Annotated in this window: 26 protein-coding genes; 15 read left to right on the forward strand and 11 right to left on the reverse strand. The window is 64.6% G+C overall.

Translation table 11 applies throughout. The annotated features are described in order from the left end of the window. The first annotated feature begins 227 nt into the window (after window positions 1-227). On the forward strand, window positions 228-1,145 hold the full coding sequence (gene prmB / locus K0P03_RS08150; protein WP_272789330.1) for a 50S ribosomal protein L3 N(5)-glutamine methyltransferase: 918 nt from the start codon (window positions 228-230) through the stop codon (window positions 1,143-1,145). A 7-nt stretch (window positions 1,146-1,152) separates the two neighbouring features. On the opposite strand, the gene K0P03_RS08155 is transcribed toward prmB, so the two are convergent. Next, window positions 1,153-1,563, reverse strand: a complete 411-nt coding sequence (locus K0P03_RS08155) for a hypothetical protein (protein WP_229545406.1) — start codon at window positions 1,561-1,563, stop codon at window positions 1,153-1,155. A gap of 632 nt (window positions 1,564-2,195) precedes the next feature. Here K0P03_RS08155 and K0P03_RS08160 point away from each other — a divergent pair. The 5 genes from K0P03_RS08160 to K0P03_RS08180 all read left to right on the forward strand — a co-directional run bounded on the left by K0P03_RS08160 (window position 2,196) and on the right by K0P03_RS08180 (window position 6,854). Next, window positions 2,196-2,402, forward strand: coding sequence for a hypothetical protein (locus K0P03_RS08160; RefSeq protein ID WP_156031960.1), 207 nt, complete (start codon window positions 2,196-2,198; stop codon window positions 2,400-2,402). Between the two features lie 16 nt (window positions 2,403-2,418). Further along, window positions 2,419-2,682 (forward strand): hypothetical protein, encoded by a 264-nt coding sequence (locus K0P03_RS08165; protein WP_156031962.1) that lies wholly within the window; start codon window positions 2,419-2,421, stop codon window positions 2,680-2,682. Between the two features lie 75 nt (window positions 2,683-2,757). Then, on the forward strand, window positions 2,758-3,591 hold the full coding sequence (locus tag K0P03_RS08170) for a hypothetical protein (protein ID WP_156031964.1): 834 nt from the start codon (window positions 2,758-2,760) through the stop codon (window positions 3,589-3,591). Window positions 3,592-3,968: 377 nt separating this feature from the next. Then, a complete protein-coding gene (gene thrS / locus K0P03_RS08175) occupies window positions 3,969-5,942 on the forward strand; it encodes a threonine--tRNA ligase (protein ID WP_023515098.1) in 1,974 nt (657 codons plus the stop codon). A 75-nt stretch (window positions 5,943-6,017) separates the two neighbouring features. After that, window positions 6,018-6,854: a lysophospholipid acyltransferase family protein gene (locus tag K0P03_RS08180; RefSeq protein WP_272789331.1), complete on the forward strand. Its 837-nt coding sequence runs from the start codon at window positions 6,018-6,020 to the stop codon at window positions 6,852-6,854. Here the strand turns inward: K0P03_RS08180 and K0P03_RS08185 are convergent. After that, complete coding sequence (locus K0P03_RS08185) at window positions 6,851-7,843, reverse strand: hypothetical protein (protein ID WP_050743896.1); 993 nt, start codon at window positions 7,841-7,843, stop codon at window positions 6,851-6,853. The genes K0P03_RS08180 and K0P03_RS08185 overlap by 4 nt on opposite strands. A 100-nt stretch (window positions 7,844-7,943) precedes the next feature. Here K0P03_RS08185 and K0P03_RS08190 point away from each other — a divergent pair, with 100 nt between their 5' ends. Together K0P03_RS08190 and K0P03_RS08195 are read left to right on the forward strand one after the other, a co-directional pair. After that, on the forward strand, window positions 7,944-8,528 hold the full coding sequence (locus K0P03_RS08190; RefSeq protein ID WP_272789332.1) for a nitroreductase family protein: 585 nt from the start codon (window positions 7,944-7,946) through the stop codon (window positions 8,526-8,528). 4 nt (window positions 8,529-8,532) lie between these two features. Next, window positions 8,533-9,141: a flavin reductase family protein gene (locus K0P03_RS08195; protein WP_272790459.1), complete on the forward strand. Its 609-nt coding sequence runs from the start codon at window positions 8,533-8,535 to the stop codon at window positions 9,139-9,141. 10 nt (window positions 9,142-9,151) lie between these two features. Here K0P03_RS08195 and K0P03_RS08200 read toward each other — a convergent pair whose 3' ends face one another. Next, entirely contained in the window at window positions 9,152-9,790 is a 639-nt protein-coding gene (locus K0P03_RS08200; protein ID WP_272789333.1) for a hypothetical protein, read from the reverse strand. Between the two features lie 128 nt (window positions 9,791-9,918). Between K0P03_RS08200 and K0P03_RS08205 the strand changes: the two genes are divergently transcribed. Continuing rightward, window positions 9,919-11,046 carry a DUF2336 domain-containing protein gene (locus tag K0P03_RS08205; RefSeq protein ID WP_037407658.1) on the forward strand — a complete coding sequence of 376 codons (1,128 nt, stop codon included), beginning with the start codon at window positions 9,919-9,921 and terminating at the stop codon, window positions 11,044-11,046. Between the two features lie 125 nt (window positions 11,047-11,171). Here the strand turns inward: K0P03_RS08205 and K0P03_RS08210 are convergent, their stop codons facing one another. Further along, window positions 11,172-11,597: a hypothetical protein gene (locus tag K0P03_RS08210; RefSeq protein WP_023515155.1), complete on the reverse strand. Its 426-nt coding sequence runs from the start codon at window positions 11,595-11,597 to the stop codon at window positions 11,172-11,174. A gap of 70 nt (window positions 11,598-11,667) precedes the next feature. Further along, window positions 11,668-13,725, reverse strand: a complete 2,058-nt coding sequence (parE, locus tag K0P03_RS08215; RefSeq protein WP_130516045.1) for a DNA topoisomerase IV subunit B — start codon at window positions 13,723-13,725, stop codon at window positions 11,668-11,670. 288 nt (window positions 13,726-14,013) lie between these two features. Between parE and K0P03_RS08220 the strand changes: the two genes are divergently transcribed. From K0P03_RS08220 to K0P03_RS08235, 4 genes are all read left to right on the forward strand, one after another. Then, window positions 14,014-14,898: an alpha/beta hydrolase gene (locus K0P03_RS08220; protein WP_272789334.1), complete on the forward strand. Its 885-nt coding sequence runs from the start codon at window positions 14,014-14,016 to the stop codon at window positions 14,896-14,898. 53 nt (window positions 14,899-14,951) lie between these two features. Next, window positions 14,952-15,722: a triose-phosphate isomerase gene (gene tpiA / locus K0P03_RS08225; RefSeq protein ID WP_023514370.1), complete on the forward strand. Its 771-nt coding sequence runs from the start codon at window positions 14,952-14,954 to the stop codon at window positions 15,720-15,722. Window positions 15,723-15,842: 120 nt separating this feature from the next. Then, window positions 15,843-16,322, forward strand: coding sequence for a preprotein translocase subunit SecG (secG, locus tag K0P03_RS08230; RefSeq protein WP_023514369.1), 480 nt, complete (start codon window positions 15,843-15,845; stop codon window positions 16,320-16,322). Between the two features lie 147 nt (window positions 16,323-16,469). Continuing rightward, window positions 16,470-18,098, forward strand: coding sequence for a CTP synthase (locus K0P03_RS08235; RefSeq protein WP_037407662.1), 1,629 nt, complete (start codon window positions 16,470-16,472; stop codon window positions 18,096-18,098). A 109-nt stretch (window positions 18,099-18,207) separates the two neighbouring features. On the opposite strand, the gene K0P03_RS08240 is transcribed toward K0P03_RS08235, so the two are convergent. Next, the gene (locus K0P03_RS08240) at window positions 18,208-19,431 is read right to left on the reverse strand and encodes an MFS transporter (protein ID WP_130516041.1); all 1,224 of its coding nucleotides are present in this window, start codon (window positions 19,429-19,431) and stop codon (window positions 18,208-18,210) included. A gap of 119 nt (window positions 19,432-19,550) precedes the next feature. Between K0P03_RS08240 and K0P03_RS08245 the strand changes: the two genes are divergently transcribed. Beyond that, a complete protein-coding gene (locus K0P03_RS08245) occupies window positions 19,551-20,141 on the forward strand; it encodes a TetR/AcrR family transcriptional regulator (RefSeq protein WP_272789335.1) in 591 nt (196 codons plus the stop codon). Between the two features lie 7 nt (window positions 20,142-20,148). On the opposite strand, the gene K0P03_RS08250 is transcribed toward K0P03_RS08245, so the two are convergent. Continuing rightward, entirely contained in the window at window positions 20,149-21,300 is a 1,152-nt protein-coding gene (locus K0P03_RS08250) for a ceramide glucosyltransferase (RefSeq protein ID WP_272789336.1), read from the reverse strand. A gap of 279 nt (window positions 21,301-21,579) precedes the next feature. Then, complete coding sequence (locus K0P03_RS08255; protein ID WP_272789337.1) at window positions 21,580-22,125, reverse strand: cysteine hydrolase family protein; 546 nt, start codon at window positions 22,123-22,125, stop codon at window positions 21,580-21,582. 101 nt (window positions 22,126-22,226) lie between these two features. Here K0P03_RS08255 and K0P03_RS08260 point away from each other — a divergent pair, with 101 nt between their 5' ends. Continuing rightward, the gene (locus tag K0P03_RS08260) at window positions 22,227-23,186 is read left to right on the forward strand and encodes a GlxA family transcriptional regulator (RefSeq protein WP_272789338.1); all 960 of its coding nucleotides are present in this window, start codon (window positions 22,227-22,229) and stop codon (window positions 23,184-23,186) included. A gap of 1 nt (window position 23,187) precedes the next feature. On the opposite strand, the gene K0P03_RS08265 is transcribed toward K0P03_RS08260, so the two are convergent. From K0P03_RS08265 to K0P03_RS08275, 3 genes are all read right to left on the reverse strand, one after another. After that, window positions 23,188-24,591: a serine/threonine protein kinase gene (locus K0P03_RS08265; RefSeq protein WP_272789339.1), complete on the reverse strand. Its 1,404-nt coding sequence runs from the start codon at window positions 24,589-24,591 to the stop codon at window positions 23,188-23,190. Next, window positions 24,591-25,331, reverse strand: a complete 741-nt coding sequence (locus tag K0P03_RS08270; RefSeq protein ID WP_272789340.1) for a metallophosphoesterase family protein — start codon at window positions 25,329-25,331, stop codon at window positions 24,591-24,593. Before K0P03_RS08270 ends, K0P03_RS08265 begins: the two co-directional genes overlap by 1 nt. Window positions 25,332-25,430: 99 nt before the next feature. Continuing rightward, entirely contained in the window at window positions 25,431-26,672 is a 1,242-nt protein-coding gene (locus K0P03_RS08275; protein WP_272790460.1) for an NAD(P)/FAD-dependent oxidoreductase, read from the reverse strand. Window positions 26,673-26,685: the final 13 nt, after the last annotated feature.

Genomic DNA, 26,685 nt, shown 5'->3' on the forward strand with positions numbered 1-26,685 from the left:
TCTGCCCTTTGCCTCTGTCTTTCGCCATGCTGCGTGCAAAACCCCTGATCGTCGCGGTTGACCGGCCTGCCCATGCCATTCTAAAGCCGGGTTCGTCCAGAGCCTTTCCGCTCGCCCGCGGCTGGCGGAAGGCCCTGTTCGTTTCCTGCGCAAGTCCAAAGACAAGACCGTTGCACGTTTTTGCCGGAATTGCGCCCGCCAACAGGATATCCGAAGCGAGGCCGCCGTTGACCCAGGACGACATCACATCCGAACTCGTCACGCTGCGCGACTACTGGCGCTACGCGATCTCCCGCTTCAATGCGGCCGAGCTCAGCTACGGCCACGGCACGACGACGGCCGGCGACGACGCGGCCTTCCTGCTTCTCGACACGCTCGACCTGCCGATCGACACGCTCGATCCCTTCCTCGACGCCCGCCTGCTGCCGGCCGAGCGGAACCTGCTTGCGTCCCGCATCGAGGCGCGCGTTGCGACGCGCAAGCCCTCGGCGTACCTCACCGGCCGATCCTATATTCAGGGCGTGCGCTTTTTTGTCGACGAGCGGGTGATCGTGCCGCGCTCGCATATCGGCGAGATCCTGTTTTCCGAATATCTCGGCGAACACGGCTCGTCCTTCCTGCCCGATCCGATGCTGGTGGAAAGCGCCGTCGACATCTGCACGGGCTCGGGCTGCCTTGCGGTGCTCGCGGCAAAGTTCTTCCCGCAGGCAAGCGTCGATGCGGTGGACCTGTCGGCCGATGCACTGGAGGTCGCCAAGCGCAACCTTGCCGAACACGACGTCGAGGACCAGGTGACGCTTCTTGAGGGCGATCTCTTCGCCCCGCTTTCCGGCCGCACCTACGACCTCATCATCACCAATCCGCCCTATGTCGACCATGACGCGCTTGCCGGCTACCCGCCGGAATTCCGCGCCGAGCCCGTCATGGCGCATGACGGCGGCGAAGACGGGCTCGACCTCGTGCGAAGAATCCTTGCCGGGGCGGCCGATCACCTCAATCCCGGCGGCGGCATGATCTGCGAGATCGGCTCGGGCCGCGAGATTCTGGAGGAGGAATTCCCGCATCTGGAGTTCATCTGGCTGGAAACGGAGCAATCGCAGGACGCGGTCTTCTGGATTTCCGCCGAAGCGCTCGGCGTTTCCTGATCCCGTCTCACGCGACGGCGTTGCGGGGCGGCGGGCAGAGGGGATCCTCCGGCCAGTCGTCGTCCTCCTCCAGGGCGCGGTTTCGCTCTTCGCCGAGCCGGTCCAGCGCCTCCTGCGTATGGCCGGCGGCGAGCATTGCCTGTTCGTAGCGCTCGCAGAGCACTTCCCAGCCGGCAAGCAGGCTCGCCTGCGTGGCGTCGTCGCGCACGCAGGGCGGAAAGGTCTTGAAGAAGGTCGTGGCGATCTCGTCGGCGGGATAGCAACCGGTGCAGCGCTTGGCCCGCCGGCATTTCGGCAGGCGGCAGGTGCGGTGGTGGCCGGCTTCCGTCGCCGCTGCGCGAAGTTCCGGCTGGACGCGCCGTATGTGCCGGCGCTCCAGCGCGCTCATCGTGGTCGCTACGTCCTTCAGCTCGTCCATCGCTCCTGCCTTTCATGTCGCGGCCATTCCGGCCTTGCCTGCGGGCGTGCGAAAACGCCCCGCAGGCGCTCCCTCGGGTTTGCTCATGTCCGGAGAACCGCGCGAAAGCGATGCCTCAGGGATATGGGATGTGCGGCATCGCTTTCGCGCGGCCCAAGGCGTTCTTCGGAGACGGTCCGGTCTCCTTCAGGCGCAAAACGGCTTCGCTGCGCAGTGTGTTGGCGCTTTTCGGGGACATGCGCCGCCATCCTGCTTGCATGGCGGACCCAAACCGACCCCGCAAGACCCGGGGAAGGGGGAAGCCTGTCACGACGGAAATTCGCATTTCCGCAGCGTTTCGCGCCTCTTCCGCCCCTGCCGTACGTTTCGGCCGAAAACGAAAGCGCCTCCTCCCGCCCGCATCGACACGTTACGCGATCCGTCCGGCGGCGGAAGGAGGTTTAGGATATGCGGGGTTTTGGGGGTGGGGAAAATCGAAGCGGATTTCGAGCGTTAAATTCCCGGTTTTCTCGGAAGTAGACCAAAAGGGCATCTCTTATTTCAATCTCAAAGCCGACTGATGGTATCTATTGACGATACGCCCTCGTAGTATATTATTCAATCTAGGCGTGCTTAATAAAGGGGGGGGAGGCGTGAGCGGCAGGCAACGATCAGTTGTGACAATTTTTTTTATTATCATCTCTTTGTGCGCTGCGCTCATCATTGTCGGCGATTTTCTTGGACCGAACGCGAGCGTCCATCTGGTCGGTGCTGCAACTGAGGGCTTTAAAATAGGTGTTGCAGCTTTGGTTGGTGCACTTTCGGCAATACTGGGTGGAGGTACAACAAATGCTAAGTAGCCGAAGGATTTTGATAGTGCTCACAGTCGCCTTGTCTCCTAATAAAATTATAGCTGCGCCAAGTACAGCGGACTTTATGAACGCGATGACGGTATGTGGAGCTGGTTCCTCTGTGCAAATCGACGCAAATCTCAAAGGCTCCCTAAAATCATTATATGAAGGTGAAGCGACACAAGGAAAAGCTGTTCAGGATATAATTCCCAGCATAGCGAAGTATCTTCCGGATGGTGATAATTACAAACAGTATCTAGGCTGTATAAGTAATTTATTGGCAAGTTGATCGATGCGCTGGCTTATCCTCGCTCTTACTTTTATAATTCCATCCTTGATGGTAGTGCGGCAGGTGTCAGCTCAGATGCCTGATACAGAAGTTTTTATGGGCATGCTGACTGCATGTGCCAGCGGCGCATCCACCGAGTTTGACGCTGACCTCGTAGGCTCAATAAAAGGGCTCTATCAAGGGCAGCAAAGTAAAGGTTTCGCAAAACTTAAGACGCAAACCGGGTTTATGGAGCTTCTACCCGAGAAGGATAAACTCGAAGGCTACCGTCTATACACCGAATGCATTAAATCGATCGTCTCAAATCCCAGTGAAGGGCAAGCTGAAATCCAAAGAAATTTTCTTGATAGGTTTGATTTCACTACAACTATTGAGAAGGTAAGGGAGGTCTTTGGTGCCCCTGCAAAATTCATAGATGACGTTTATTGGTTTGAAGGAAAAGAGGTTGATTTTTTTGTAAGCCAAGGAAAGTCGGGGGAAATATCTTGGGTGGCGGTTTACGCAAGCGAGAAGCTCGACAAAGCACGAGTCCCGATGCTGAACATGGGGAGGGAGATTCGTGGGAATTATGAGTATTTTTACAATCTTGGTGATATAAAATTCCAAGATATGCCGGATCTTTGCGGTTCGGAAACTATCGGTGAGGGGCATGCTAGGTATGCTTTTAAGGTATCTGAGCCATGTTATTTTGGCAGGCCTGGAGGATACATGAATTATGTATTTGTCTTTCAGCCTGATTACTCTGAAGATGGTTGTGATGACAATTTTTTGGAATATAAAAAATACGATCAGTTTAAGTGCGATACTTCAAAGGCGCTATCACCAGTCTTGGTTTTGGTCTACTCGGATGATGATAAGGGTGCGCCCGACCAAGCTAATGCCCTTATGGAGTGGATTTACGGCTTTTGAAACTACGCTGAAAATCCTTGGATGTGATGTTTCCAAATTCATTCTTTACGCAAAAAAATATCAATAATTACTTACATTGTTCGAGCGCCCGCCGCAGTTTGAAAAAAACAGGATTCACTGCGAAAAGCGAGATTGATAATGATGACCTGAAGATTTTGCTTGAAGGTACAGTTGTTTTTCTGGCTTTGAGGAATGCACAATTAGCTAATTTGCAATAGTCCAAGCTCGGTTTGGGCCACCCCACTCCCTTTATTTCGTGCCCCTTCCAATCCCCAAAAAATCCCCGTATACCGCCCTCCGCAACGCGCCGGCGCATCCGGCCACTTACCCTCGCATACCACCCGCATTCGTTGGCGGGACTGGATAGGAGATTTTTGATGTCTGCACCCGTTTCCCTCACTTTCCCTGATGGTTCCGTCCGCGACTATCCCGCGGGCTCGACGGGCCGTGATGTGGCCGAGGCGATTTCCAAGTCGCTGGCCAAGAAGGCGATCGCCATTGCGCTCGATGGCGAGCTGCGCGATCTCTCCGAGACCGTTTCGAACGGCCGGATCGAGATCGTCACCCGCGAGGACGACCGCGCGCTGGAGCTGATCCGTCACGACGCCGCCCATGTGATGGCCGAGGCCGTGCAGGAGCTTTGGCCGGGCACGCAGGTGACCATCGGCCCGGTCATCGACAACGGCTTCTATTACGACTTTGCCAAGGACGAGCCCTTTACGCCCGACGATCTGCCGAAGATCGAAAAGCGCATGAAGGAGATCATCCAGCGCAACAAGCCCTTCACCCGGGAAGTGTGGTCGCGCGACAAGGCGAAGGAGGTTTTTGCTTCCAAGGGCGAAAAGTACAAGGTCGAGCTGGTCGATGCGATCCCCGAGGGGCAGGACCTGAAAATCTATTACCAGGGCGACTGGTTCGACCTGTGTCGCGGGCCGCACATGGCCGCGACCGGCCAGATCGGCACGGCCTTTAAGCTGATGAAGGTCGCGGGCGCCTATTGGCGCGGCGACAGCAACAATCCGATGCTGACGCGCATCTACGGCACCGCCTGGCGCACGCAGGAGGAGCTCGACACCTATCTCAACATCCTCGCCGAGGCCGAAAAGCGCGACCATCGCCGGCTCGGCCGCGAAATGGACCTGTTCCATTTCCAGGAGGAGGGACCGGGCGTCGTGTTCTGGCACGGCAAGGGCTGGCGCATGTTCCAGACGCTCGTCGCCTATATGCGCCGCCGGCTTGCCGGCACCTATGAAGAGGTGAACGCGCCGCAGGTGCTCGACAAGTCGCTGTGGGAAACCTCCGGCCACTGGGGCTGGTATCGCGACAACATGTTCAAGGTGACCGTTGCCGGCGACGAGACCGACGACGAGCGCGTCTTCGCGCTGAAGCCGATGAACTGCCCGGGGCATGTGCAGATCTTCAAGCATGGCTTGAAGTCCTATCGCGAACTGCCTGTGCGGCTTGCGGAATTCGGCAATGTGCATCGCTATGAACCCTCGGGTGCGCTGCACGGGCTGATGCGCGTGCGCGGCTTCACGCAGGACGATGCGCACGTTTTCTGCACCGACGAGCAGATGGCGGCGGAATGCCTGCGCATCAACGACCTCATCCTCTCGGTCTACAAGGATTTCGGGTTCGACGAGGTGGTCGTGAAGCTTTCGACCCGGCCGGAAAAGCGCGTCGGTTCCGATGCTTTGTGGGACCGGGCGGAAAGCGTCATGATGGACGTGCTGAAGGAGATCGAGGCGCAGTCCGGCGGGCGCATCAAGACCGGCATCCTGCCGGGTGAGGGCGCGTTCTACGGGCCGAAATTCGAATATACGCTGAAGGACGCCATCGGCCGCGAATGGCAGTGCGGCACCACGCAGGTCGACTTCAACCTGCCGGAACGCTTTGGCGCCTTCTATATCGACCAGAACTCCGACAAGACGCAGCCGGTGATGATCCACCGCGCCATCTGCGGCTCGATGGAGCGTTTCCTCGGCATTCTCATCGAGAACTTTGCCGGGCACATGCCGCTGTGGATCGCGCCGATGCAGGTGGTGGTGGCGACCATCACCTCGGAGGCGGACGACTATGGCCGCGAGGTGGCCGAAAAGCTGCGGGATGCCGGCCTGGTCGTCGAGACCGACTTCCGCAACGAGAAGATCAACTACAAGGTCCGCGAGCATTCGGTGACCAAGGTGCCGGTCATCGTCGTCTGCGGCAAGCGCGAGGCGGAGGAACGCTCCGTCAACATCCGCCGCCTCGGTTCGCAGAACCAGACGGCAATGTCGCTCGACGAGGCGATCGCGATGCTGTCACTGGAGGCGACCCCGCCGGACGTCAAGCGCAAGCTCGGCAAGGCGTGACGCGCCAAAAGGACTGTCGGAAAACTGCAATGATCCCGTGCTAGTAAGCGCGGGATTATTTTTTTGGGGAACGCCGTGCGGTTCAGGGAACTCTCCTACGCCAACGAAAACGATCCGCGCCTCAAACGGTGGTTCATCCGCTCCATGGAAGGTCTTGGCGGCCGCAACCGCTACGCCCGGCTCTATGACATCTGGCGCAGCTCCGTCGTCGGGCAGAGCGCGCGGGTGTTCGGCGACATGCTCGACCTCATCAATGTCGGGCTGCGCGTGGAGGGCTCCTGGCCGCCGCCGGACCTGCCCGAGGGGCCGGTCGTCATCGTCGCCAACCATCCCTTCGGCATCGGCGACGGCATTGCCGTCCTGGCGCTTGCCGAACAGCTCGGCCGGCCGTTCAGGGTGATGATCCACAACGACCTCCTGAAAGTGCCGGAAATGCAGCCCTATGCGCTGCCGGTCTCCTTCGAGGAGACGAAGGAGGCGCTGGCGCTCAACATGAAGACGCGTGCGGAGGCGGTGCGGCTCCTGAAGGAGGGCACGACGGTCATCGTGTTCCCGGCGGGGGGCGTTGCGACGGCGAAGAAGGTGTTCGGGCGGGCGGAGGACCTGCCGTGGAAGATGTTTCCGGCCAAGCTGATCCAGTCGGCCAAGGCGAATGTCATCCCCGTCTATTTCGAGGGGCAGAACGGGCGGCTCTTCCACCTCGTCAGCAAGGTCTCGCTGACGTTGCGCCTGTCGCTGCTGATCCGCGAGTTCCGCAAGCTTTCGGGCTCGACGATCGCCGCGCGCATCGGCGGCGTCATTGCCTGGGCGGAGCTGGATGCGGGCGACCGGAAGAACATTACCGCGCGGCTCTACGAGGCCGTGTTCGCGATGGCGCCGCGGCAGAAGCCGTTCTTGCGGCGCGCTGGTTAGTCCACGACGTCTTCCGCCGCCGCCTTCTGCTCGTTGGCGTTCTCGTCGAGCAGCACTTCCACATCCGTGTTGACGCCGGCCTTTACCGCGAAATCGCGCTGGTAGATGCGGTTCTTGTTGCGGGCGACGGCGATGTAGCTGCCTTCGGCAAGGACGAGCGTCGGGAACGCGCCGACGCTTTCGCTGACCGTGTCGCCCGAGGAGGTCAGGATCGACCAGGCCGTATCGGCGATAGCCTCGCCGCCGGGCTCGGAGACGAGTTTCAGCGTAAGCTTTGCGGCGCGGTGCTGGATGGTGGCGCGCGTCAGCTTGCCGGCCTCGACCTGGATGTCGGCGCGGATGACGGCGTTGACCGTGCCGTAGTCGGAAACGACGTGATAGGTGCCGGCATTGAGGCGCACGACGGAATTCGGCTTCACCTCGGCAACGACGAGGTTGCGCTCGCCGTCCTCGCGCACCTCGGCGGCGAAGATCGAGAAGCTGAGCTCCTTCGGGGGAATGCGCACGTCCGAACCGGAAACCGCGTTCAGCATGATGCCGCCGGCATCGAGCACCATGACCTGCTTGTCGACATCGCCCGTATCGGGAACGACCAGCTTCTTGGTGGCGCCGGCGCGGCCGAAGGCGACGTTGACGAAATACTCGCCCGGCACCAGCTGGAAGGCGGCCGAGCCGCCCTCGGAGGTGGCGAGCAGCGGCAGTTTGCCGTCGGCGCCGGGGATCGGCGAGAAGACGCGCCAGGTCAGCCCGTGCTGCATGGGGCTGCCGTCCCGGGTCAGAAGCGCCTCGCAGGTTACGTCCCGAAGGTTCGCCGGCGTCGCCTCGCCCGTCACGATCGGGTTGAACGAGGTGAGCTTGCCGCCCTTCATGGGCGTGGTGACCTGCGAAAAGCTGTCCAGCGCCTCCTGCGCGCGGGCCGGGGCGAGCGACAGGACAAGGCCGGCCACGGCAAGGCTCGCGACAAGGGCGGGAGGGAGGGGCATGCGCATGGGGACGGTTGACTTCCTGACTGTAAGGCTCCACTTGGAGACCCGGCTAATGGCATTTTCAAGGCCGCGTCGCGCGCCAAGGTATTGGAACTCCCTCCCGATGAAAACCGAAATCAAGCTGATCGATTATCTTTCGACCCGCCGGTCTATCCCCGCCTTCCAGATGAGCGAGCCGGGCCCCTCGAAGGGCGAGCTGGAGGCGATGCTGACGCTCGCCTCGCGCGTGCCGGATCACGGAAAGCTCGCCCCCTGGCGCTTCATCGTCTATCGCGGCGCGGCGCGCTGGCGCATCAGCGAGGCACTTGCCAGGATCGCGATGGAGGACAAGCCGGACCTTTCCGAGGAGATGGTCAAGGTGGAGAACACACGGCTCAGCCGCGCGCCGGTGGTGGTCGCCGTCGTCAGCCGCGCCGCGCCGCATTTCAAGATCCCGGAATGGGAGCAGGTGATGTCGGCCGGCGCCGTTTGCCTCAACCTCGTCATGGCGGCGAATGCACATGGTTTCGCCTCGAACTGGCTGACCGAATGGTACGCCTTCGACGAACGCGCCTATCCGATCCTCGGCGTTGCCGAGGGTGAGAAGGTCGCCGGCTTCATCCATATCGGCACGCCCACCGTGCCGCCGACCGAGCGGCCGCGGCCGGAGCTTGCCGAGATCGTCACATGGGTCGGCGATGACACCTGACGCGCTGTTCTACGAGACGGCGGAAAACGCCCACGGCCTGAAGCACGATCCGTTCAAGGCGATCGTCGCGCCGCGCCCGATCGGCTGGATCGGCACCAAGGCGGCGGACGGGCGGCGCAACCTGGCGCCCTATTCGTTCTTCAACGCGGTGAGCGACAGGCCGAAGCTGGTGATGTTCTCCTCGAGCGGCCACAAGGACAGCGTGCGCAACATCGAGGAAACCGGCGTCTTCACCTGCTCGCTGGCCGGCCGGCATCTCGCCGAGGCGATGAATGCCAGCTCTGCTGCCGTGCCGCGAGGCGTCGACGAATTCGCGCTCGCCGGCCTTACGCCCGTCACCGGCCGCCTTGTCGATGCGCCCTATGTCGGCGAGGCCCATGCGGCGCTGGAGTGCCGGATGACGCAGTCCTTCCGCCCCGTCGATACCGATGGGCGGGAGACGGACAACTGGGTGGTGTTCGGCCAGGTGGTCGGCATCCATATCAGCCCGGAAATCCTGCGCGACGGCATGATCGACATGGCCGCCGCGCGCCCGCTCGCCCGCATGGGCTATATGGATTATAGCGACGGCGGAGCGGATGTCTTTGCCATGATGCGGCCCAAGGCGGGGTGAGGCCTGAGCCTCAGCGGTTGCGGCCGTAAATCGTCCCGATCGGCGCAACTTGCGCCGTATCGACCGCGAAACCACCGAAGAAGCCCTCGTCTCGTGAGTGTTCGCAGGCCCGTTCCAGTGCTGCTCCCGTCAGATCCGGAAACGAATCAAAGGCAGGAACGCCGGCGACAGCGGCGGTGAGAAGGGTTGCGGCGCGGGCTGCGGCGAAGGGGGCGATCCATTCGTCTGATGCGGTGAGGGCACAGGTTGCGCCGAGGGTGCGCTTCAGCGCGCGCTGGTCCCAAACCAGGGCGGCAAGCCGCATGGTTTTGCCCGCAACGCCCTCGCGCGAGACGGGGGCGGGCAGAATGCCGTCGGTGATCGCCAGGACGGGGGTGGCGCCGTCCCCCCGGCCTTCCTCGGCTTCTGCGACGGACAGGAGGGCGGCGAGGCGCTGGAGGTCAGCGCCGGTTCGCCAGCCGGCGAGGGCGATGGCGGCAGCGCCGCTACCGATGATGTAGCGGAGGGTTGCGAGATCGATCGTCGTATCGACGATGACGATGTTGCCTTTTGTCTGTGAGTCGCCGGCGCGCACCAGTACGCCGCACCCTTTGGGAAGGGGAAAGGGCGTTTCGGTCGCTTCGAAAAGGGCGTGGGGCAGCGGTACCATGTCTTTTCATAGGGCTTTGCGCCTGGGAATGGCAATGACGAACCGGTTAACGGGTATGGTGAACCAATCTTAAACACTTTGGCGCTAGCGTGTTTCCAGTAGCGTTTTGCAGGCGTTTGGGGCGTCCATTGATCGTTCATGCTTTTCTCCGTTGGGTCGAGACCGCACGGGCAGCCGACCGGGCCAAGGCGGCCAGCGTGTTGGCGCGGGCTTACGCACGGGCGCGCATTTCGGCGGATGACCGCCACGGCGCGGAGATGGCGATGATCTTCCTGCTTGACGATCCAGCGCCGAAGGTACGGCTGGCCCTCGCGGAAGCGCTTGCCGACTGCGAGGAGGCGCCGCGCGCCGTCATCCTGCCGCTGGCGGAAGACCAGCCGGAAATCGCCGCCCATATCATCCTGCGTTCGTCGGTGCTGACGGATGCCGACCTTGTCGATCTCGCTGCCAAGGGCAGCGCGACGACGCGTATGCTGATCGCCCATCGTGCTTTTGTCTCGCGCGCCGTTTCGGCGGCGCTGGCGGAAATCGGCGATGGGGCCGACGTGCTGGCGCTGCTGGAGAACGAGGGCGCCGTGCTCTCCCGGCGCAGCCTGACGCGCATCGTGGACCGCCTCGGCGACGATGCGGAAATCCGTGCCTTGCTGCTCGACCGCGACGACCTGCCGAGCGATGCGCGCCATGCGCTGGTGGAGAAGATCGGCACGGCGCTGGCCGGTTTCGGGCTCATCCAGGCGGCGGTCGGCACGAGCCGTGTCGAGCGCATCACGCGCGAGGCCTGCGATGTCGCGACGATCGGCATGGCCGGCGAGGTCCCGGCTGCCGAGATGCCGGCACTTGTCGAGCACCTGCGTCTGACCGGCCGGCTGACGCCGGTCTTCCTGATGCACGCGCTCTGCACGGGGCGAGTCGAGTTCTTTGCGGCCGCCATCACCGATCTCTCCGGCCAGGCGGAGCGGCGCGTCCGCTCCATCCTTTCCGACGGCCGCGAGGCGGCAGTGCGTGCCCTCTACGAGACCGCCGGCCTCGGCCGGGACGTCAGCGCACTCTTTGCAGAGGCGACGATGCTCTGGCGGCGCGAGGCGAAGGGCGAGGACGACGGGCCGTCGGTTTCCGAACGCCTGCTCTCCCGAGCCCGCGCGGCGGACGATGCCGCCTGCCAGTCCATGCTGGAACTCGTCGAGCGGCTGGCCATCGCCGAGCAGCGCCAGACGGCGCGCAGCTACGCCCTCATCGCCGCACGCGAAGCGGCTTAGGCCAGGGCGGTATTCGAAAAATCCCCGGCGTATTTCCGCAGTTCCCTGAACTGGGAATTGTTATAACCAATTGTTTTTACGCAGTTAATGACGAAAATTCGCCTGGCATTTTTGCTGGAATCGCTCTAATCGGCGAAGCGCTTGACCACCCAGGAATAACCATCCTCGGCGTAACGCACCGGGGTGGTGACGGCGGTCTTCAGGGCGGCCTTGTCGGGAATGGCCTGCTTCACGAAGTTCAGGGCGCGGGTGGCAAGGCCCTGCTTGGCCTCGGCGGTCTGGGCGGGCACGGGAACCTCGGCCGTGGTCGCGGCCGGCATCTCGTCGGGGGACGGTTCGGCAGCATCGGCGGTGATCCGATCGCCGGAACTTTCGCAAACCGCCACGATGACCGGATAGTTCTTGTCCTGGTGGCGGTTGATAAAGGTTTCGGCCTGCGCATCACACAGCGCCACGGTCTGCCAGCTCTTGCCGACCGTGTCGATATAGTGGCACTGGGTCGCGCTGTCGTCGCAGCCCATGATCGTCATGACGATGAGCGCAGCTTTCATGGCCGTCCTTTCCGGGTTTGTTCCTGACGGTTAGAGGAACGCATTGCCGCGAAAATATGGCGCCGCAACCTCAGATGTCGAGATTGTCGGCGAAGACGGCCCGTTCCTGGATGAAGCGGAAGCGGGCTTCCGGCTTGGTGCCCATCAGGTCGTCCACGGCGGTGCGGGTGCCCTCGAAATCGACGTCGTCGATCGCCACTTTCAAAAGCGTGCGCTTCGACGGATCCATCGTGGTTTCCTTGAGCTGCGCCGGCAGCATCTCGCCGAGGCCCTTGAAGCGGCCGATCTCCACCTTGCCGCGGCCGTTGAACACGGTGCGCATCAGTTCCTCGCGATGCGGGTCGTCGCGGGCATAGAGCGTCTTGCCGCCCTGGCTGAGGCGGTAAAGCGGCGGCACGGCGAGATAGAGATGGCCGCCACGGATGAGGTCGGGCATTTCCTGATAGAAGAAGGTGATGAGCAGCGAGGCGATGTGCGCACCGTCGACGTCGGCGTCGGTCATCACGATGACGCGTTCATAACGCAGGTCGTCCTCGCGGTACTTCGAGCGCGTGCCGCAGCCGAGCGCCTGCACCAGGTCGGAGATCTGCTGGTTGGCGCCGAGTTTTTCGCGGCCGGCGCTGGCGACGTTGAGGATCTTGCCGCGGAGCGGGAGGATCGCCTGGTTGGCGCGGTTGCGCGCCTGTTTGGCCGAGCCGCCGGCCGAATCGCCTTCGACGATGAAGAGTTCGGCGCCTTCGGCGGAATTCTGCGAGCAGTCGGCCAGCTTTCCCGGCAGGCGCAGCTTGCGCACGGCGGTCTTGCGGCTGACTTCCTTTTCCTTGCGGCGGCGCAGGCGCTCTTCGGCACGCTCGATCACCCAGTCGAGCAGCTTTGCCGCTTCGCCCGGATTGTCGGCGAGATAGTGGTCGAAGGGGTCGCGCAGCGCGTTCTCGACGATGCGCTGGGCTTCGACGCTGGCAAGCTTGTCCTTCGTCTGGCCGACGAATTCCGGCTCGCGGATGAAGACGGAGAGCATGCCGACGGCCGAGATCATCACGTCGTCGGTGGTGATGGCGGCGGCACGCTTGTTCTGCGTCAGCTCGGCATAATTCTTCAGGCCCTTGGTGAGCGCGATGCGCAGGCCTGCCTCGTGCGTGCCGCCGTCGGCCGTTGGAATCGTGTTGCAGTAGGAGTGGATCAGCGAATCGCCGCCGTACCAGGTGACGGCCCATTCCAGCGAGCCGTGGCCGCCCGATTTCTCGCTCTTGCCCGCAAAGATCTCGCGGGTGACGGTGTAGTCCTTGCCGAGCGTCGCCTGGAGATAATCCTTGAGGCCTCCGGGGAAGTGGAAGACCGCCTTTTCCGGCGTTTCCGAACCCTCGGGCAGCAGCGACGGGTCGCAGCTCCAGCGGATCTCGACGCCGCCGAAGAGATAGGCCTTGGACCGGGCCATGCGGAAGACGCGGGCCGGATCGAAATGGGCGTGTGCGCCAAAAATTTCCGGGTCCGGATGGAAGCGCACCTTGGTGCCGCGGCGGTTGTGCACGTCACCGAGCTCCTCCAGGCCGCCGACCGGCTTGCCGCGCGAAAAGCGCTGGCGGTAGAGCTTCTTGTTGCGGGCGACCTCGACCTCGAGATGGTCGGAGAGGGCGTTGACGACCGAGACGCCGACGCCGTGCAGGCCACCCGAGGTCTCGTAGGCCTTGCCGTCGAACTTGCCGCCGGCATGCAGGACCGTGAGGATGACCTCCAGCGTCGACTTGCCCGGCATCTGGGGATGGTTCTCGACCGGGATGCCGCGGCCGTTGTCGGTGACGGACAGGTAGCCTTCGGCATCGAGATTGACCTCGATGAAATTGGCGTGGCCGGCGACGGCCTCGTCCATCGAGTTGTCGATGACTTCGGCGAAGAGGTGGTGCAGCGCCTTCTCGTCCGTGCCGCCGATATACATGCCGGGGCGCATGCGGACCGGTTCGAGGCCTTCCAGCACGCGGATCGCCGAGGCGTCGTAGCCGCCGGTGCCTTCGCTCGGCGGGGCAGGGCGCGCCTCGCGGGCAGGGGCGGCCGCCACAGCGGGCTTTTCGACCGGCGGCGTGGCGGGCTGGGAGGGCATGTTGGCGAAGAGGTCGTTGCTGTCGTCTTGCATGGGCCGTTCAGATTTTGTTCCGTTTGCCAGTTTCTCCGCCGGTCGGTGACGGACCGGGGTCTGGCGCAAAAAATGTCGTTTAGCGAATCACTTGCGACTCTGCCAGATTCCGTGGGCTTTCGCGATGCCGGGACGGCGTGCCGCCCCGTCCGCCTTCGGCCGCATTCGTGCGATGCCGGATGGTCTGACCGGCCTCAAGGATGCGCCAAGCCGCGCCAACCGCTGGCGGAGGATTGCGTTGCGGGCGGGCGGATGGCAAGTATCGCAGCCTCCAGGGAGCCACAGTTCATGCGTCAGTCCACAGTTCATTGCCTTTCCCGGCTGTTTTTGGCCGCGGCCCTTGCCTGCTCGGTGGCCGGCGAGGCGGCGGCGCTGAGCCTGAAGCCCTGGAAAGACGACCTGTTCGGCTACGGCACCGTTGTGGAGACGAGCGACGACGGGGCGCTCACGGTCGTCGACTACCAGGAACTGCGCGACATCAACGGTCGTGACCAGGTGCCGGAGCGCCGGGTGAAGGCGGCCTATGTCTCGACCGCGGTGAAGAAGGCGCAGAAGAATGTGACGATCGACACGCCGGCCGGGCCGATCGACGTCGCGATGACCGGCAAGGGGGAGGGCGCGGCCTTCACGGTCATCTTCATCCATGGCCGCGGCGGCGACCGGCGGCTCGGCAACAACGACTGGAATTTCGGCGGCAATTTCAACCGGCTGAAGAACCTCGCCCTGCAGAATGGCGGGGTCTATTACGCCCCGAGCGTTCCCTCCTTCGACGACAAGGGCGCCGCGCGCATCTCCGGCCTAATCCTGACGGCCAAGGCGCTGTCGCCGGATGCCCCGGTCATCCTCGCCTGTGCCTCGATGGGCAGCTTCATCTGCGCCCGCGTGGCGCGCGATCCGGCGGCGGTGAAAAGCCTTGCCGGCATGGTGCTGATGGGCGGGGCGGCGGACGGCGACTACGGCAAGACGCCGGCCTTCAAGGCGAAGCTGCCGGTGTTCTTCACCCATGGCGACAGCGACAGCGTCTATGCCGCAAACGACCAGATCGCGGTGTTCCGCCGGCTGCGCAAGGCCGGTGTGCCGGCGCGCTTCGTGCTGTTCCAGACCGGCGGGCATGGCACGCCCGTGCGCATGACCGACTGGCGCGAGACGCTCAACTGGTTGTTTGCGCAATAGGCGCCGATTTGCTACGCCGCAAACCACGCGAATTTCAAGGACAGGGAGGTCTCATGACACCGGATGTAACCCCGCTCGTTGCCGGGAACTGGAAGATGAACGGCACGCGCGCATCGCTCGACCAGATCAAGGCGATGGCCGAAGGCGTGAAGGGGCCGCTTTCCGACAAGGTCGAGACGCTGATCTGCCCGCCGGCGACGCTGCTCTATGTCGCGACGGCGCTCTGCGACGACAGTCCGCTGATGATCGGCGCGCAGGACTGCCACGAAAAGGCCTCCGGCGCCCATACCGGCGACGTCTCGGCGGAAATGATCGCCGACTGCTTCGGCACCCATGTCATCGTCGGCCATTCCGAGCGCCGCACCGACCACAAGGAAAGCGACGCTTTGGTGCGTGCCAAGGCGGAGATCGCCTATGCGAACGACCTCGTCGCGATCATCTGCATCGGCGAGACCGGCGACGAGCGCAAGGCGGGCAAGACGCTCGACGTGCTGAAGACGCAGCTTGCAGCCTCCGTGCCGGATGGCGCAACGGCAGAAAACACCGTGATCGCCTATGAGCCCGTCTGGGCGATCGGCACCGGCCTGACGCCGACGGCCGGTGACGTCGAGGAAGCGCACGCCTTCATGCGCGCGGAGCTGGCCGGCCGTTTTGCCGGCGAGGGCACCAAGATGCGCATCCTCTATGGCGGCTCGGTGAAGCCGGGCAATGCACAGGAACTGATGGGCGTCGCCAATGTCGACGGCGCGCTGATCGGCGGGGCGAGCTTGAAATCCGACGATTTCCTCGCCATCTACCGCGCATACGAAGCGCTGACCGCCTGATCCCTTCCGTCGGCCCGAAAAGGGCAGACGGATCGACACCTAGGGCTTGGAATGGTGCGCGGCTTGGTATATTGAGCCGCAAACCTGACATTTGGGCCATCTGGCCGGGATACCGAAAACATGCAGACCATCTTGCTCGTCATCTATCTCATGGTCGTCGTCGCGCTGATCGGCGTCGTGCTGATCCAGCGGTCTGAAGGCGGCGGCCTCGGCATCGGTGGCGGCTCCGGCTTCATGTCGGCGCGCGGCACGGCCAATGCCCTGACGCGCACCACGGCGATCCTTGCCACGCTGTTCTTCGTCCTGGCGCTCGGCATGGGCATCCTCGCCCGCTACGAGACGCAGCCGACGGACATTCTCGACCGTATCCCCGGCACCACGGGCACGGGCGGCGTTCTCGACGCACTCGGCGGCGCATCGCAGGGCGAGGGCACCCAGAACAACAACACGACCAACCAGACGCCCGCGACGACCGGCACCGATGCCGTTCCGACCGAAGGCGGCGCAGCAACCGGCACCGGCAACACGTCCACGACGGGCACCGGCACGGGCGCTGCAACGGGCACGGAGCAGAACTCCGGCGTCCCGAGCGGCCAGTAAGCCGCAAGGACTGAAAACAAACCGGCCGGTTGGCGAAATCCAACCGGCCTTCTTCTTGTGTAAAACGCCGATTGCGCCTTCCGAAATCACGCCCAAGGTGATTTTTCGGTGGCGGAATCGATTTTGAAAAGGTATCCGGTGACTCCCATGGCGCGATATGTATTCATCACAGGCGGCGTGGTTTCCTCCCTCGGAAAAGGCATTGCCGCCGCTGCACTCGGAGCTCTCCTGCAGGCCCGCGGTTACCGCGTTCGCCTGCGCAAGCTCGACCCCTATCTCAACGTTGACCCGGGCACGATGAGCCCGACCCAGCACGGCGAGGTGTTCGTCACCGACGACGGCGCGGAAACCGACCTCGACCTCGGCCACTACGAGCGCTTTACCGGTCGCTCGGCCACCAAGACCGACAACATCACCACCGGTCGCATCTACAAGAACATCATCGACAAGGAACGCCGCGGCGATTATCTCGGCGCGACCGTGCAGGTCATTCCGCACGTGACCAACGAGATCAAGAATTTCGTTACCGAAGGCAATGACGACTACGACTTCGTGATCTGCGAGATCGGCGGCACGGTGGGCGACATCGAGGCCATGCCCTTCATGGAGGCGATCCGCCAGCTCGGCAACGACCTGCCGCGCGGCACGGCCGTGTATGTCCACCTGACACTGATGCCCTATATTCCGGCAGCCGGCGAGCTCAAGACCAAGCCGACGCAGCACTCCGTCAAGGAATTGCAGGCGATGGGCATCCATCCGGATATCCTGCTGGTGCGTGCCGACCGCGAAATTCCGGAAGCCGAGCGCAAGAAGCTTTCGCTGTTCTGCAACGTTCGTGCGACTGCCGTCATCCAGGCGCTCGACGTCGCGTCGATTTACGACGTGCCGCTTGCCTACCACAAGGAAGGCCTGGACGACGAAGTACTTGCCGCCTTCGGCATCGAGCCGGCGCCCAAGCCGCGGCTCGAAGCCTGGCAGAACGTCTCCGATCGCATCAAGACGCCCGAGGGCGAGGTGACGATCGCCATCGTCGGCAAGTATACCGGCCTCAAGGACGCCTACAAGTCGCTGATCGAGGCGCTGTATCACGGCGGCATCGCCAACCACGTCAAGGTGAAGCTCGAATGGATCGAGTCGGAGGTCTTCGAGAAGGAGGATCCGGCGCCGTATCTCGAGAAGGTGCACGGCATCCTCGTTCCCGGCGGTTTCGGCGAGCGTGGTTCGGAAGGCAAGATCAATGCGGCGCGTTTTGCCCGCGAGCGCAAGGTGCCCTATTTCGGCATCTGCTTCGGCATGCAGATGGCGGTCGTGGAAGCGGCACGCAATCTTGCCGGTCTCGAAAAGGCCTCGTCCACGGAATTCGGCAAGACGGCTGAACCCGTCGTCGGCCTGATGACGGAATGGGTGAAGGGCAACGAGCTGGAGAAGCGGTCGGCTTCCGGCGATCTCGGCGGCACGATGCGCCTCGGCGCCTATCGCGCGGCGCTGAAGGGCGGCACGAAGATCGCCGATATCTACGGTTCGACGGAGATTTCCGAGCGCCACCGCCACCGCTACGAGGTGAATGTCGACTACAAGGACCGGCTCGAAGGCTGCGGCCTTGTCTTCTCCGGCATGTCGCCGGATGGCGTGCTGCCGGAGACGGTGGAGTATCCCGACCATCCGTGGTTCATCGGTGTGCAGTACCATCCGGAGCTGAAGAGTCGGCCGCTCGATCCGCACCCGCTCTTCGCAAGCTTCGTGGAAGCGGCCCTGGAGCAGAGCCGCCTCGTCTAGGCAGCATGCAAGCCTCTCCTTCCCGGTCGGCTCAAGTCCGAGGGTGACGACGGGAGAGGCAGGCTTCCAACACTATGAAAAAAGCCCGGCATTTCTGCCGGGCTTTTTGTCATTCGGCCGCCTGGACGAGGGCGTCGATCCCGTCGTCGGGATCCTCGCCGGCGAGGATCCGCTGGCCGATCCCGACGGTGATTGCCGCACTGATGCTGGCGGCGACGGAGACCCAGAAGCCGTTCTGGGCACCGAAATTGTCCACCGCCCAGCCGGCGACGAACGCGCCCAGCGCCATGCCGATGCCGATGCCGGTCGTGACCCAGGTGATGCCCTCCGTCAGCATGGCGGCCGGCACGCGACGCTCGATGAGGCCGAAGGCGGTGATGAAGGTGGGCGAGATGGCGACACCGCTGACGAAGACAGCCAAGGCGAGCAGCGGCACCGTATCGGCGAAGGGCAGCGGCAAGGCTGTGAGCGCCAGCACGGCGACGGCGATCATCAGCTGCTTCTGCAGCGCCATCTTCGGGTTCAGGGCACCGAGCACGAGGCCGACGACGAAGGAGCCGATGGCATAGACACCGATGACGAGGCTGGCGGCATTCGGCTGGCCGAGTTCCTTGGTGATGGCGACGGCGCTGACCTCGGCGGTCGCGAAGGTCGAGCCGACGAAGACGAGGGCGAGCGTGATGACCTGGACGGCGCGCAGGCGGATCGCCGATTTTTGCGGGGGGCTGCCGGCGACATGGCGTATGGCGGGCTCGGTGGCGCGCTGCAGGACGAAGGCGAGCGTGCCGACGGCGAGGAAGGCGGTGCTGATCAGCATGCCGGCCTCGGGGAAGAGGGCGACGGCAAGGCCGACGGAGAGCGACGCGCCGGCGATGTAGACCAGCTCGTCGGCCGCCGATTCGAAGGCGAAGGCGGTGTTGAGCTCGGGCCTGTCGCGAAAGATCTCGGTCCAGCGGGCGCGCAGCATGGCCGGCATGCTGGGCATGGTGGCGGCAAGGAAGGCGGAGGCAAAGAGCGTCCAGACCGGCCAGCCCTGGTGCGTGGCGGCTATCAGCACGAGAAAGGCGAGGACGGAGACGATGGTCGCGGGCGTCAGCACCGCGGCCTGGCCGAAGCGGTCGACGAGGCGGGAGACCTGCGGCGCGATGAGCGCGTTGGTGAGCGCGAAGGTGGCGGAGACGGCGCCGGCAAGCCAGTATTCGCCATGGGTCTGCGAGAGCATGGCGACGATACCGATCGGCGCCATGGCGATGGGAAGGCGGGCGAGGAAGCCGGCGGCGGAGAACGTCTTGGTTCCCGGCACGCTGAAAATTTCTTTGTAGGGGTTGGACATGGCCTGCTCCTGGGAATGGGCGGTTCCGATATTTACATACGCGGCGTATGTTGAAGAGATAGTTGCATACGACGCGTATGTCAAATAAAATACGCGGCGTATGTGAATGAGGAGACGCCATGCGCAAGCCGCGTGAGGAAATGATCGCCGAAACAAGGGCAAAGCTGATCGCCGCCGGCCGCCAGGCGTTCGGCACGGTGGGCTACGCCGCTGCGTCGATGGACGACTTCACCGCGGGGGCGGGGCTGACACGCGGCGCACTCTACCACCATTTCGGTGACAAGAAGGGACTTCTGCAGGCAGTGGTCCAGCAGGTCGATGCGGAAATGTCGGTCCGGCTCAACCGGATCTCGGCCGAGGCGCCGAACCGCTGGCAGGGCTTCGTCGAGGAATGCGTCGCCTATATCGAGATGGCGCTGGAGCCGGAAATCCAGCGCATCATGTTCCGCGACGGACCGGCGGTGCTCGGCGACATCTCGCAATGGCCGACCAACAACGGCTGCATCGCCGCCCTCAGCCGCAGCATCGAGCTACTGAAGGCCGACGGGGTGATGGCGGACATAGACACGGAGGCCGCCGCCCGGCTGATCAACGGGGCGAGCAGCCATGCCGCGCTGTGGATCGCCAAGTCGGACGATCCGGAAGAAACCTCGAAGCGCGCGGTCAAGGGGTTCCGGACGCTGCTCGAGGGGCTGCGGATCAAGGGCTGAGGGTCGCTCACGGCCCCGCCGGCGCTTCCTTCAGCTCGCAGGCCGTCGTGCCGATCGTCATCGTGTTGCCGCGCCAGTCGATGGCGCCGCCGATCCAGGCGCGCAGCCAGATGGCCGGCATCATGACGTCGCGCACCATCATCGCCGGCACGGACCAGCGCGACAGCCGCCAGCCCTTGGAACGCGCAAGGGCAGCCTCCGGCAGATAGAGACCGGCGAGCACGAGCGACATGGCGGGCAGCAGCGGCGCGCCGCCGACGAGCACCGCGGCAAGCGCGAGAAGCAGCGGCGGGACGGCGCCGAGCAGGATTTCCGGGCTGAAGAAGGCGGGGAAGGTGACCCGGCGCAGGCGCGACCAGCGGCACTGGCGTGACCAGACCTCCTGTTCGCTGCGCCGCCCCAGCGGCTGCTCGAAGGGCGAGGAGACGAGGTGCACCTTGAGGCCAAGCCGGCTGACGAGCTTGGTCGAGGCGGCGTCCTCGGCGATCTCGGCGTTCAGCGCCTGGATGCCGCCATTGGCATCGAGCATCGGCTTGTACCACAGCATGCTCTTGCCCTGCGCAAAGCCGAGGCCGAGCGCCTCGCCGGCATATTGCCAGCGCGCCTGCTGGGTGTTGAGGAACATGCATTCCACCTCGGCCCAGAACCCTTCCGGCCGCGAGCCGAGCGGCGTCGAGCAGACGAGGCCTGAATCGCTGCGCCAGCCGCCCATCAGGTGCTGGATGTAGTCGGGCGGCATCAGGACGTTCGAATCGGCGAGCACCACCCAGTCGTACCGCGCCGCCTGCCAGCCCTTGACGCAGTTGTTGAGTTTTGGATTGGCGCTGACGCGATCGTCGCCGACGAGGACGCGCGCGGCGACATGCGGATGGGCCGCGGCGGCGGCCTCTATCAGCGGCACGACGGGATCGCTGCCATGGGCGACGCAGAACAGCAGCTCGTAGTCCGGCCAGGTGAGGCGGAAGGCGCGGTCCAGCGTCTCCGTGGAGAAGTTCTCGATCCCGCGCACGGGAACGACGATGGAGACGGGCGGTTTTTCGTCGATCCCGGGCGGCAGTGCGCCTGTCGGTTTCAGCCGCTTGCCGGCGATGAGGATGCTGAAGAGGTTGGTGGCGACGAGGGCGCCCGAGGCAAGGGCCAGGGCCTGAGCCGTATCCATTCACGCGTACTCCGCTGGGCGCCGGATCAGGATGCGGCCGCCGGGGTGCATTCACGCGCGAAGAGACACCATCGTCACATGACAGGGGAATGACGGGCGGTGCGATGGCTCCAGCGGCGCCGTGCCCGCCGCTCCACAGACCGCCCCGGCCTGGGCCGGACCGTATGCGGCATTGTCATTCTTCCCTTCTCCCCCGTGGGGAGAAGGGAGATGTGGCAACGGCTTCCTTCCCTGTGCGATAACCTTCTTGCCCGGGACGAGGACGGCGGTTGCCGGGGGTTACGACAGGAAATCGGCGGTCGTGGTGACCTTGCCGTAGCCGAACTCCAGCGCCGACATGATGGTGGCATGCACCTGGCGAGCCGGGACGACCGAATCACCGAAGGCCTTGTCGCGCGTGGCGCAGGCGTCGTGCACGACGGTGAGGTTGTAGCCGAGATCGGCGGCGGCGCGCGCCGTCGCGTCGATGCAGACGTCGCTCATCGCGCCGACGACCACCACATCCTCGATGTCGCCGTCCCGCAGGATCTGGTGCAGCGCCGTCTCCCGGAAGGAGTTCGGATAGTTCTTGACGATGACCGTATCGTCCTGCCGCGGCGCGACGGCCGGGATCGGCTGGATGCCGTCCGTGCCCGGGGCGAAGAGCGGCGAAGCGGCGTCCTTCGCGATGTGGTGGACATGGATGATCCGGTCACCCTTGCCGCGCCCCGCCTCGACGACGCGCGCGGCATTGGCGGCGGCGGCATCGATGCCCGTCAGCGCGAAGCTGCCGGAGGAAAGATAGTCCTTCTGCAGGTCGACGATGATGATGGCGCGTTTGCTCATGGCGGTTCCTTTTTGCAGGCGATGGATGATGTGGACATTCTGCCCCGGGCCTGCCATCTCTCGCCATTGGCGGGACCGACATAATCCGGGGTGAAAGTGACATGGTGCGTGACGCCGAGATCGGACTGGTTCTCTATCCCGGCGTGCAGATGGCCGCCGTGCTCGGCATGACCGACCTCTTCCAGTCGGCGATGGAGCTCGGCCGCAAGAAGGGGCGGGCAGGGCCTGTGCTCACCGTCAGCCATTGGCGGCTGGAAGACGGCAAACCGGCGCGGGTGGACGCGCAGGCAGGGAGCGGCGACGGGTCGCGCCCCTGTGTCCTCGTGCTTCCCCCGGCGCTCGGCGATCCGATCCGGCGCGAGGAGGCGGCGCCCTTTGCCGCCTGGCTGCGCGAATGCCATGCAGGCGGCATCCAGCTCGCCTCGATCTGCGCGGGCGCCTTCCTTCTGGGCGAGACGGGGCTTCTCGCCGGCAGGACGATTACCACCAACTGGGTGATCGCCGAGACGTTCGAACGGCGGTTTCGCGACGTCACCGTCGATACCGACCGGCTGCTTGCCGACGACGGCGACATCGTCACGGCCGGCGGCGTGATGGCCTGGGTCGATCTCGGGCTGAAACTCATCGACCGGTTCCTCGGGCCGACGGTCATGCTGGAGATCGCCCGGCAGTTCGTCATCGATCCGCCGGGCCGCGAGCAGCGCTACTACAGCACCTTCTCGCCGCGCCTGCTGCATGGTGATGCGGCGATCCTGAAGGTGCAGCATTTCCTGCAGGCGAGCGAGGCGCGCGAGATCGGCCTCGACCTGCTCGCCGCGCAGGCCGGGCTGGAGGAGCGCACCTTCCTGCGGCGCTTCCGAAGAGCGACAGGGCTGACGACGACGGATTATTGCCAGCGCCTGAGAGTGGCGAAGGCGCAGGAGCACCTGCAATTCACCACGCGCTCCGTCGACCGCGTGGCGCTCGACGTCGGCTACAACGATCCCGGCGCCTTCCGGAAAGTCTTCGCCCGCATCGTCGGGCTGACGCCGGGTGAGTACCGCAAGCGGTTCCGCTCCTGACCTATCGGGGACGGGCACGGTTGCGCACGACGGTGACGGTGCAGGGGGCGTGGGCGGCGACTTCGCCGGAGACGCTGCCGAGCATGGAGCGCATGGCCGATTCGGCGCGCGCGCCCATCACGATGTGATCGACGTGGTTTTCGCGGGCATAGTCGAGGATGGCGTCGGCCGGCGAGACGGCCTCCAGCACGTGGAAGGTGATGCCGCCGCCGGGGACGGCAAGGCCCGTCGACCAGGTGCGCAACGCGACGAGGCGCATCACATGCTTGTTGCGGCCCTCCTCGTCGAGGGACGTGTCGATGGCGATTCGGTTGATCTTCAGGACGTTGATGCAGGCGATGCGGGCGTCCGGCGTGTTCTCGATGATGCGGGCGACGGTCCTGTGCATGGCGTCGGCAAGATCAGGCGTGCCGGCGGCAAGGTCGATCGCCACCGCGACGATCGGCGCATTGGCGAGCTGCGCCTCGGCGGTCTGCGGCCTGACGGTCTCTATGGGCACCGGATTGAAGCGGCGGCGCAACACCATCCCGAACGGGTCGCGCGTCATCTTTTCCGCCCGGGCCGTCAGCTTGACGGCGGGCAGGTCCTGCAGGTCGAGCGCGAGCTGGGCGGCGCTCGGATAGCGCCAGGCGGGGTTGACCTCCAGGCAACGCAGGATGACCTCCTGCAAGGCCGGCGGGATGGCGGCATTGCGGGCGCGCGGCGGCAGCGGGTCGCGCCAGAGGCGGCGCTTCAGGCCTTTCAGGCGCTGCGGATCGCCGAAGGGACGCTCGCCGGTCGCAAAGAAGTAGAGAAGGACGCCGAGCGCGAAGAGGTCGCTGCGAAAATCGCTGCGGGTGCCGAGTACCTGTTCGGGCGCCATATAGGGCGCGGTGCCGTAGGGCAGGCGGAACTGCTCGTCCATCAGGTCGGGCAGGTGGATGTGGCGGGCAAGGCCGTAGTCGATCAGCACCGCCTCGCCGGTTTCGCGGAACATGACGTTGGAAGGTTTCAGGTCGAGATGCACGACGTGCTGGCGGTGCAGCGAATCGAGCGCGACGGCGATCTTCGCGCCGAGCGCGGCAACCTCCTCCGGCGGCAGCGGCAGGCGCTCCAGCAGCGGATAGAGCGAGGCGCCGGGCAGGCGCTCCATGACGATGTAGGGCAGTGTCGAAAAATCGCCATTGGCGACGAAGCGTGGCACATGCGGGCCGGACAGGCGCGGCAGGATCATCTGCTCCATCTCGAAGCCGACAATGGCCGCCGGGTCGTCGCCTTCGCCGATGACCGGCACCTTCATGAGGATCGGGAAGTCGATATCGGGCCGCGACACCTGCCAGATGCGGGCCATGCCGCCATTGTGCGCGATGTCCTCGATCAGGAAACCGTCGATGACATCGCCGGGTTTCAGCCGCGCCTTGACCATCAGCGCCCCCGCAAGAGCCGGTCGGCGAGCGAGGCCGGCAACCCGGCCGCCCGGATCTTCTCCGCCGCCCGTTCCACGTCATAGGCGGCGCGCTGGAAGCGAATCTCGGCGCTTTGCGTGTCGTAGAGCGCGTAGGCGGCCGCGGCATCGCCGTCGCGCGGCTGGCCGACGGAACCCATCACCGCGAGCCAGCGGCGTTGCATCAGCAACGGCACGGGCGTGGCGGCGACGGGGCGAAAATGCGTGACCTTGCCACCCGGCGCCGTGGAATAGAGCGCCGGCTTGTGCACATGGCCGCAGAAGCTGACACGCGCGGCACAGGCGGAAAGGTGCTGGCCGGCATCGCTGGCATCGAGCACATAGTTCCAGTCGGACGGCGCGCTGGCATCGGCATGTACGAAGAGACAGTCGCCCTCGCGCGCCTCGAAGGGCAGGGCGGCGAGGAAGGCGCGGGTCTCGCCACCGAGCTGGCGGCGCGTCCATTCGAGGGCGAAGGTGGCGGTCGGATTCATCGAGACGGCGAGATTGCCGACGGCCTCGTCATGGTTGCCGCGCAGCACGATGGCGCCGCCTGCGGCAAGCATCATCGCCTGTTCCGCGCACCATTCCGGATCCGCGCCGTAGCCGACGATGTCGCCGAGCAGCACGAGCCGGTCGGCCCCCGCGCCCTCGACGGCGGCGAGCACGGCTTCGAAGGCTTCGCGGTTGGCGTGGATATCGGAGAGGATGGCAAGCAGCATGGCAGTCCGGTTTCATCGATGTCCGGCGAGCATAACCCGCCTTTCCGTCTCCAGCCATCCAACGGAAGGGGAATATCGGCCGGCCGGACTGGCGCTTCGTCAAGTCCGGCGGCCTGGGAAGGCGAAGAGGTCGGCATCCGCATCGGCATGGCCGGCGATCGCGGACGAGACGATCTCGGCGGCGATCTGGCTGAACGTGATGCCGTTGCCGCCAAAGCCCATGACGGCGAAGACATTTTTCAAGCCCGGCACACGGCCGATCAGCGGCAGGCCGGTGCGGGTGGTGCCAAAGGGGGCCGCCCAGACGTGGTCGGGCTCCGGCAGGGCGAGGCCGAGCAGGCTTTCCGCCTTGCGGCGGATGGTTTTTGCCTTCTGTCGGAGCTTCTTTGTTGAAGCATAGGCCTCGGCGCTGCCCTCGTCCTCGCCGCCGACGATCAGCCGTCCGTCGCGCGTGCGGCGGAGGTAGAGATAGGGGTTGGCGCCCTCCCAGACGATGCAGGTCTTCAGCCAGTCCGGCAGCGTGGTGCCCGGCGGCGTGGCGAGCGCCCAAGTGGAGACGATGGCGTGGTTTTCGTCGGCGACGGCCTTCAGAAATTCGTAGCCGGAGCAGAAGACGGCATGGCGGGCAGAGAAGATCCGCCCCTCGGCCGTCACCAGAAAGGCTGCGTCCGCCGTGCTGCGCAGATCGGTGATTTCGAGCGGGCTGACGAGTTCGACGCCGCGCGTCATCGCTGCACGCAGGATGCCGGCGGCCAGCTGCGCCGGGTTCGCCGCAGCGGAGACGTTGCTGAGGATGGCGCCGGTGCGCGCAATCGAAAAGCGTTCGGCAAGGGTGGTGGCGTCGAGATAGTCGGCCGCAATGCCGGCCGCGCGGCGCGCCTCGGCCTCTTCCTGCAGGGCCCGGCGGCCATAAGCCTTGCCGGCGAGGAACAGGGTCTGCTTGCGCGCGAAACCGCAGGAGAGGCCGAGATCGGCGACGATTTCAGACAGGCTTTCGACGGCACGGGCGGAGCGCTGCCAGGCACGCCGGGCCTTCGGCGCGCCGATCATGTCCGAGAGCCTGGAGAGCGGGAGGTCGATCTCGTGCTGGATCATCGCGGTGCTGGCGAGCGTGCTGCCCTGCACGGGGGGACGCCGGTCGATGACGAGGATGGCGCGCCGGCCATCCGCCAGTGCATGGGCCATCAGCGCCCCGGAAATCCCGGCGCCGACGATGACGACGTCGTAGTCGGCGCGTGACGGCCTTTGCCGCGTGCGCAGCGCAAGGCGCGGCGAACCGGCCCAGAGAGGGCGGGCTTCATGCAGGTCGCGCTGGCGGGTGATGTCGCGGGATCTCGGAATGGGCGGGCTCCTG

The organism is Shinella sp. HY16 (assembly GCF_028534175.1).
Lineage (GTDB): Bacteria > Pseudomonadota > Alphaproteobacteria > Rhizobiales > Rhizobiaceae > Shinella.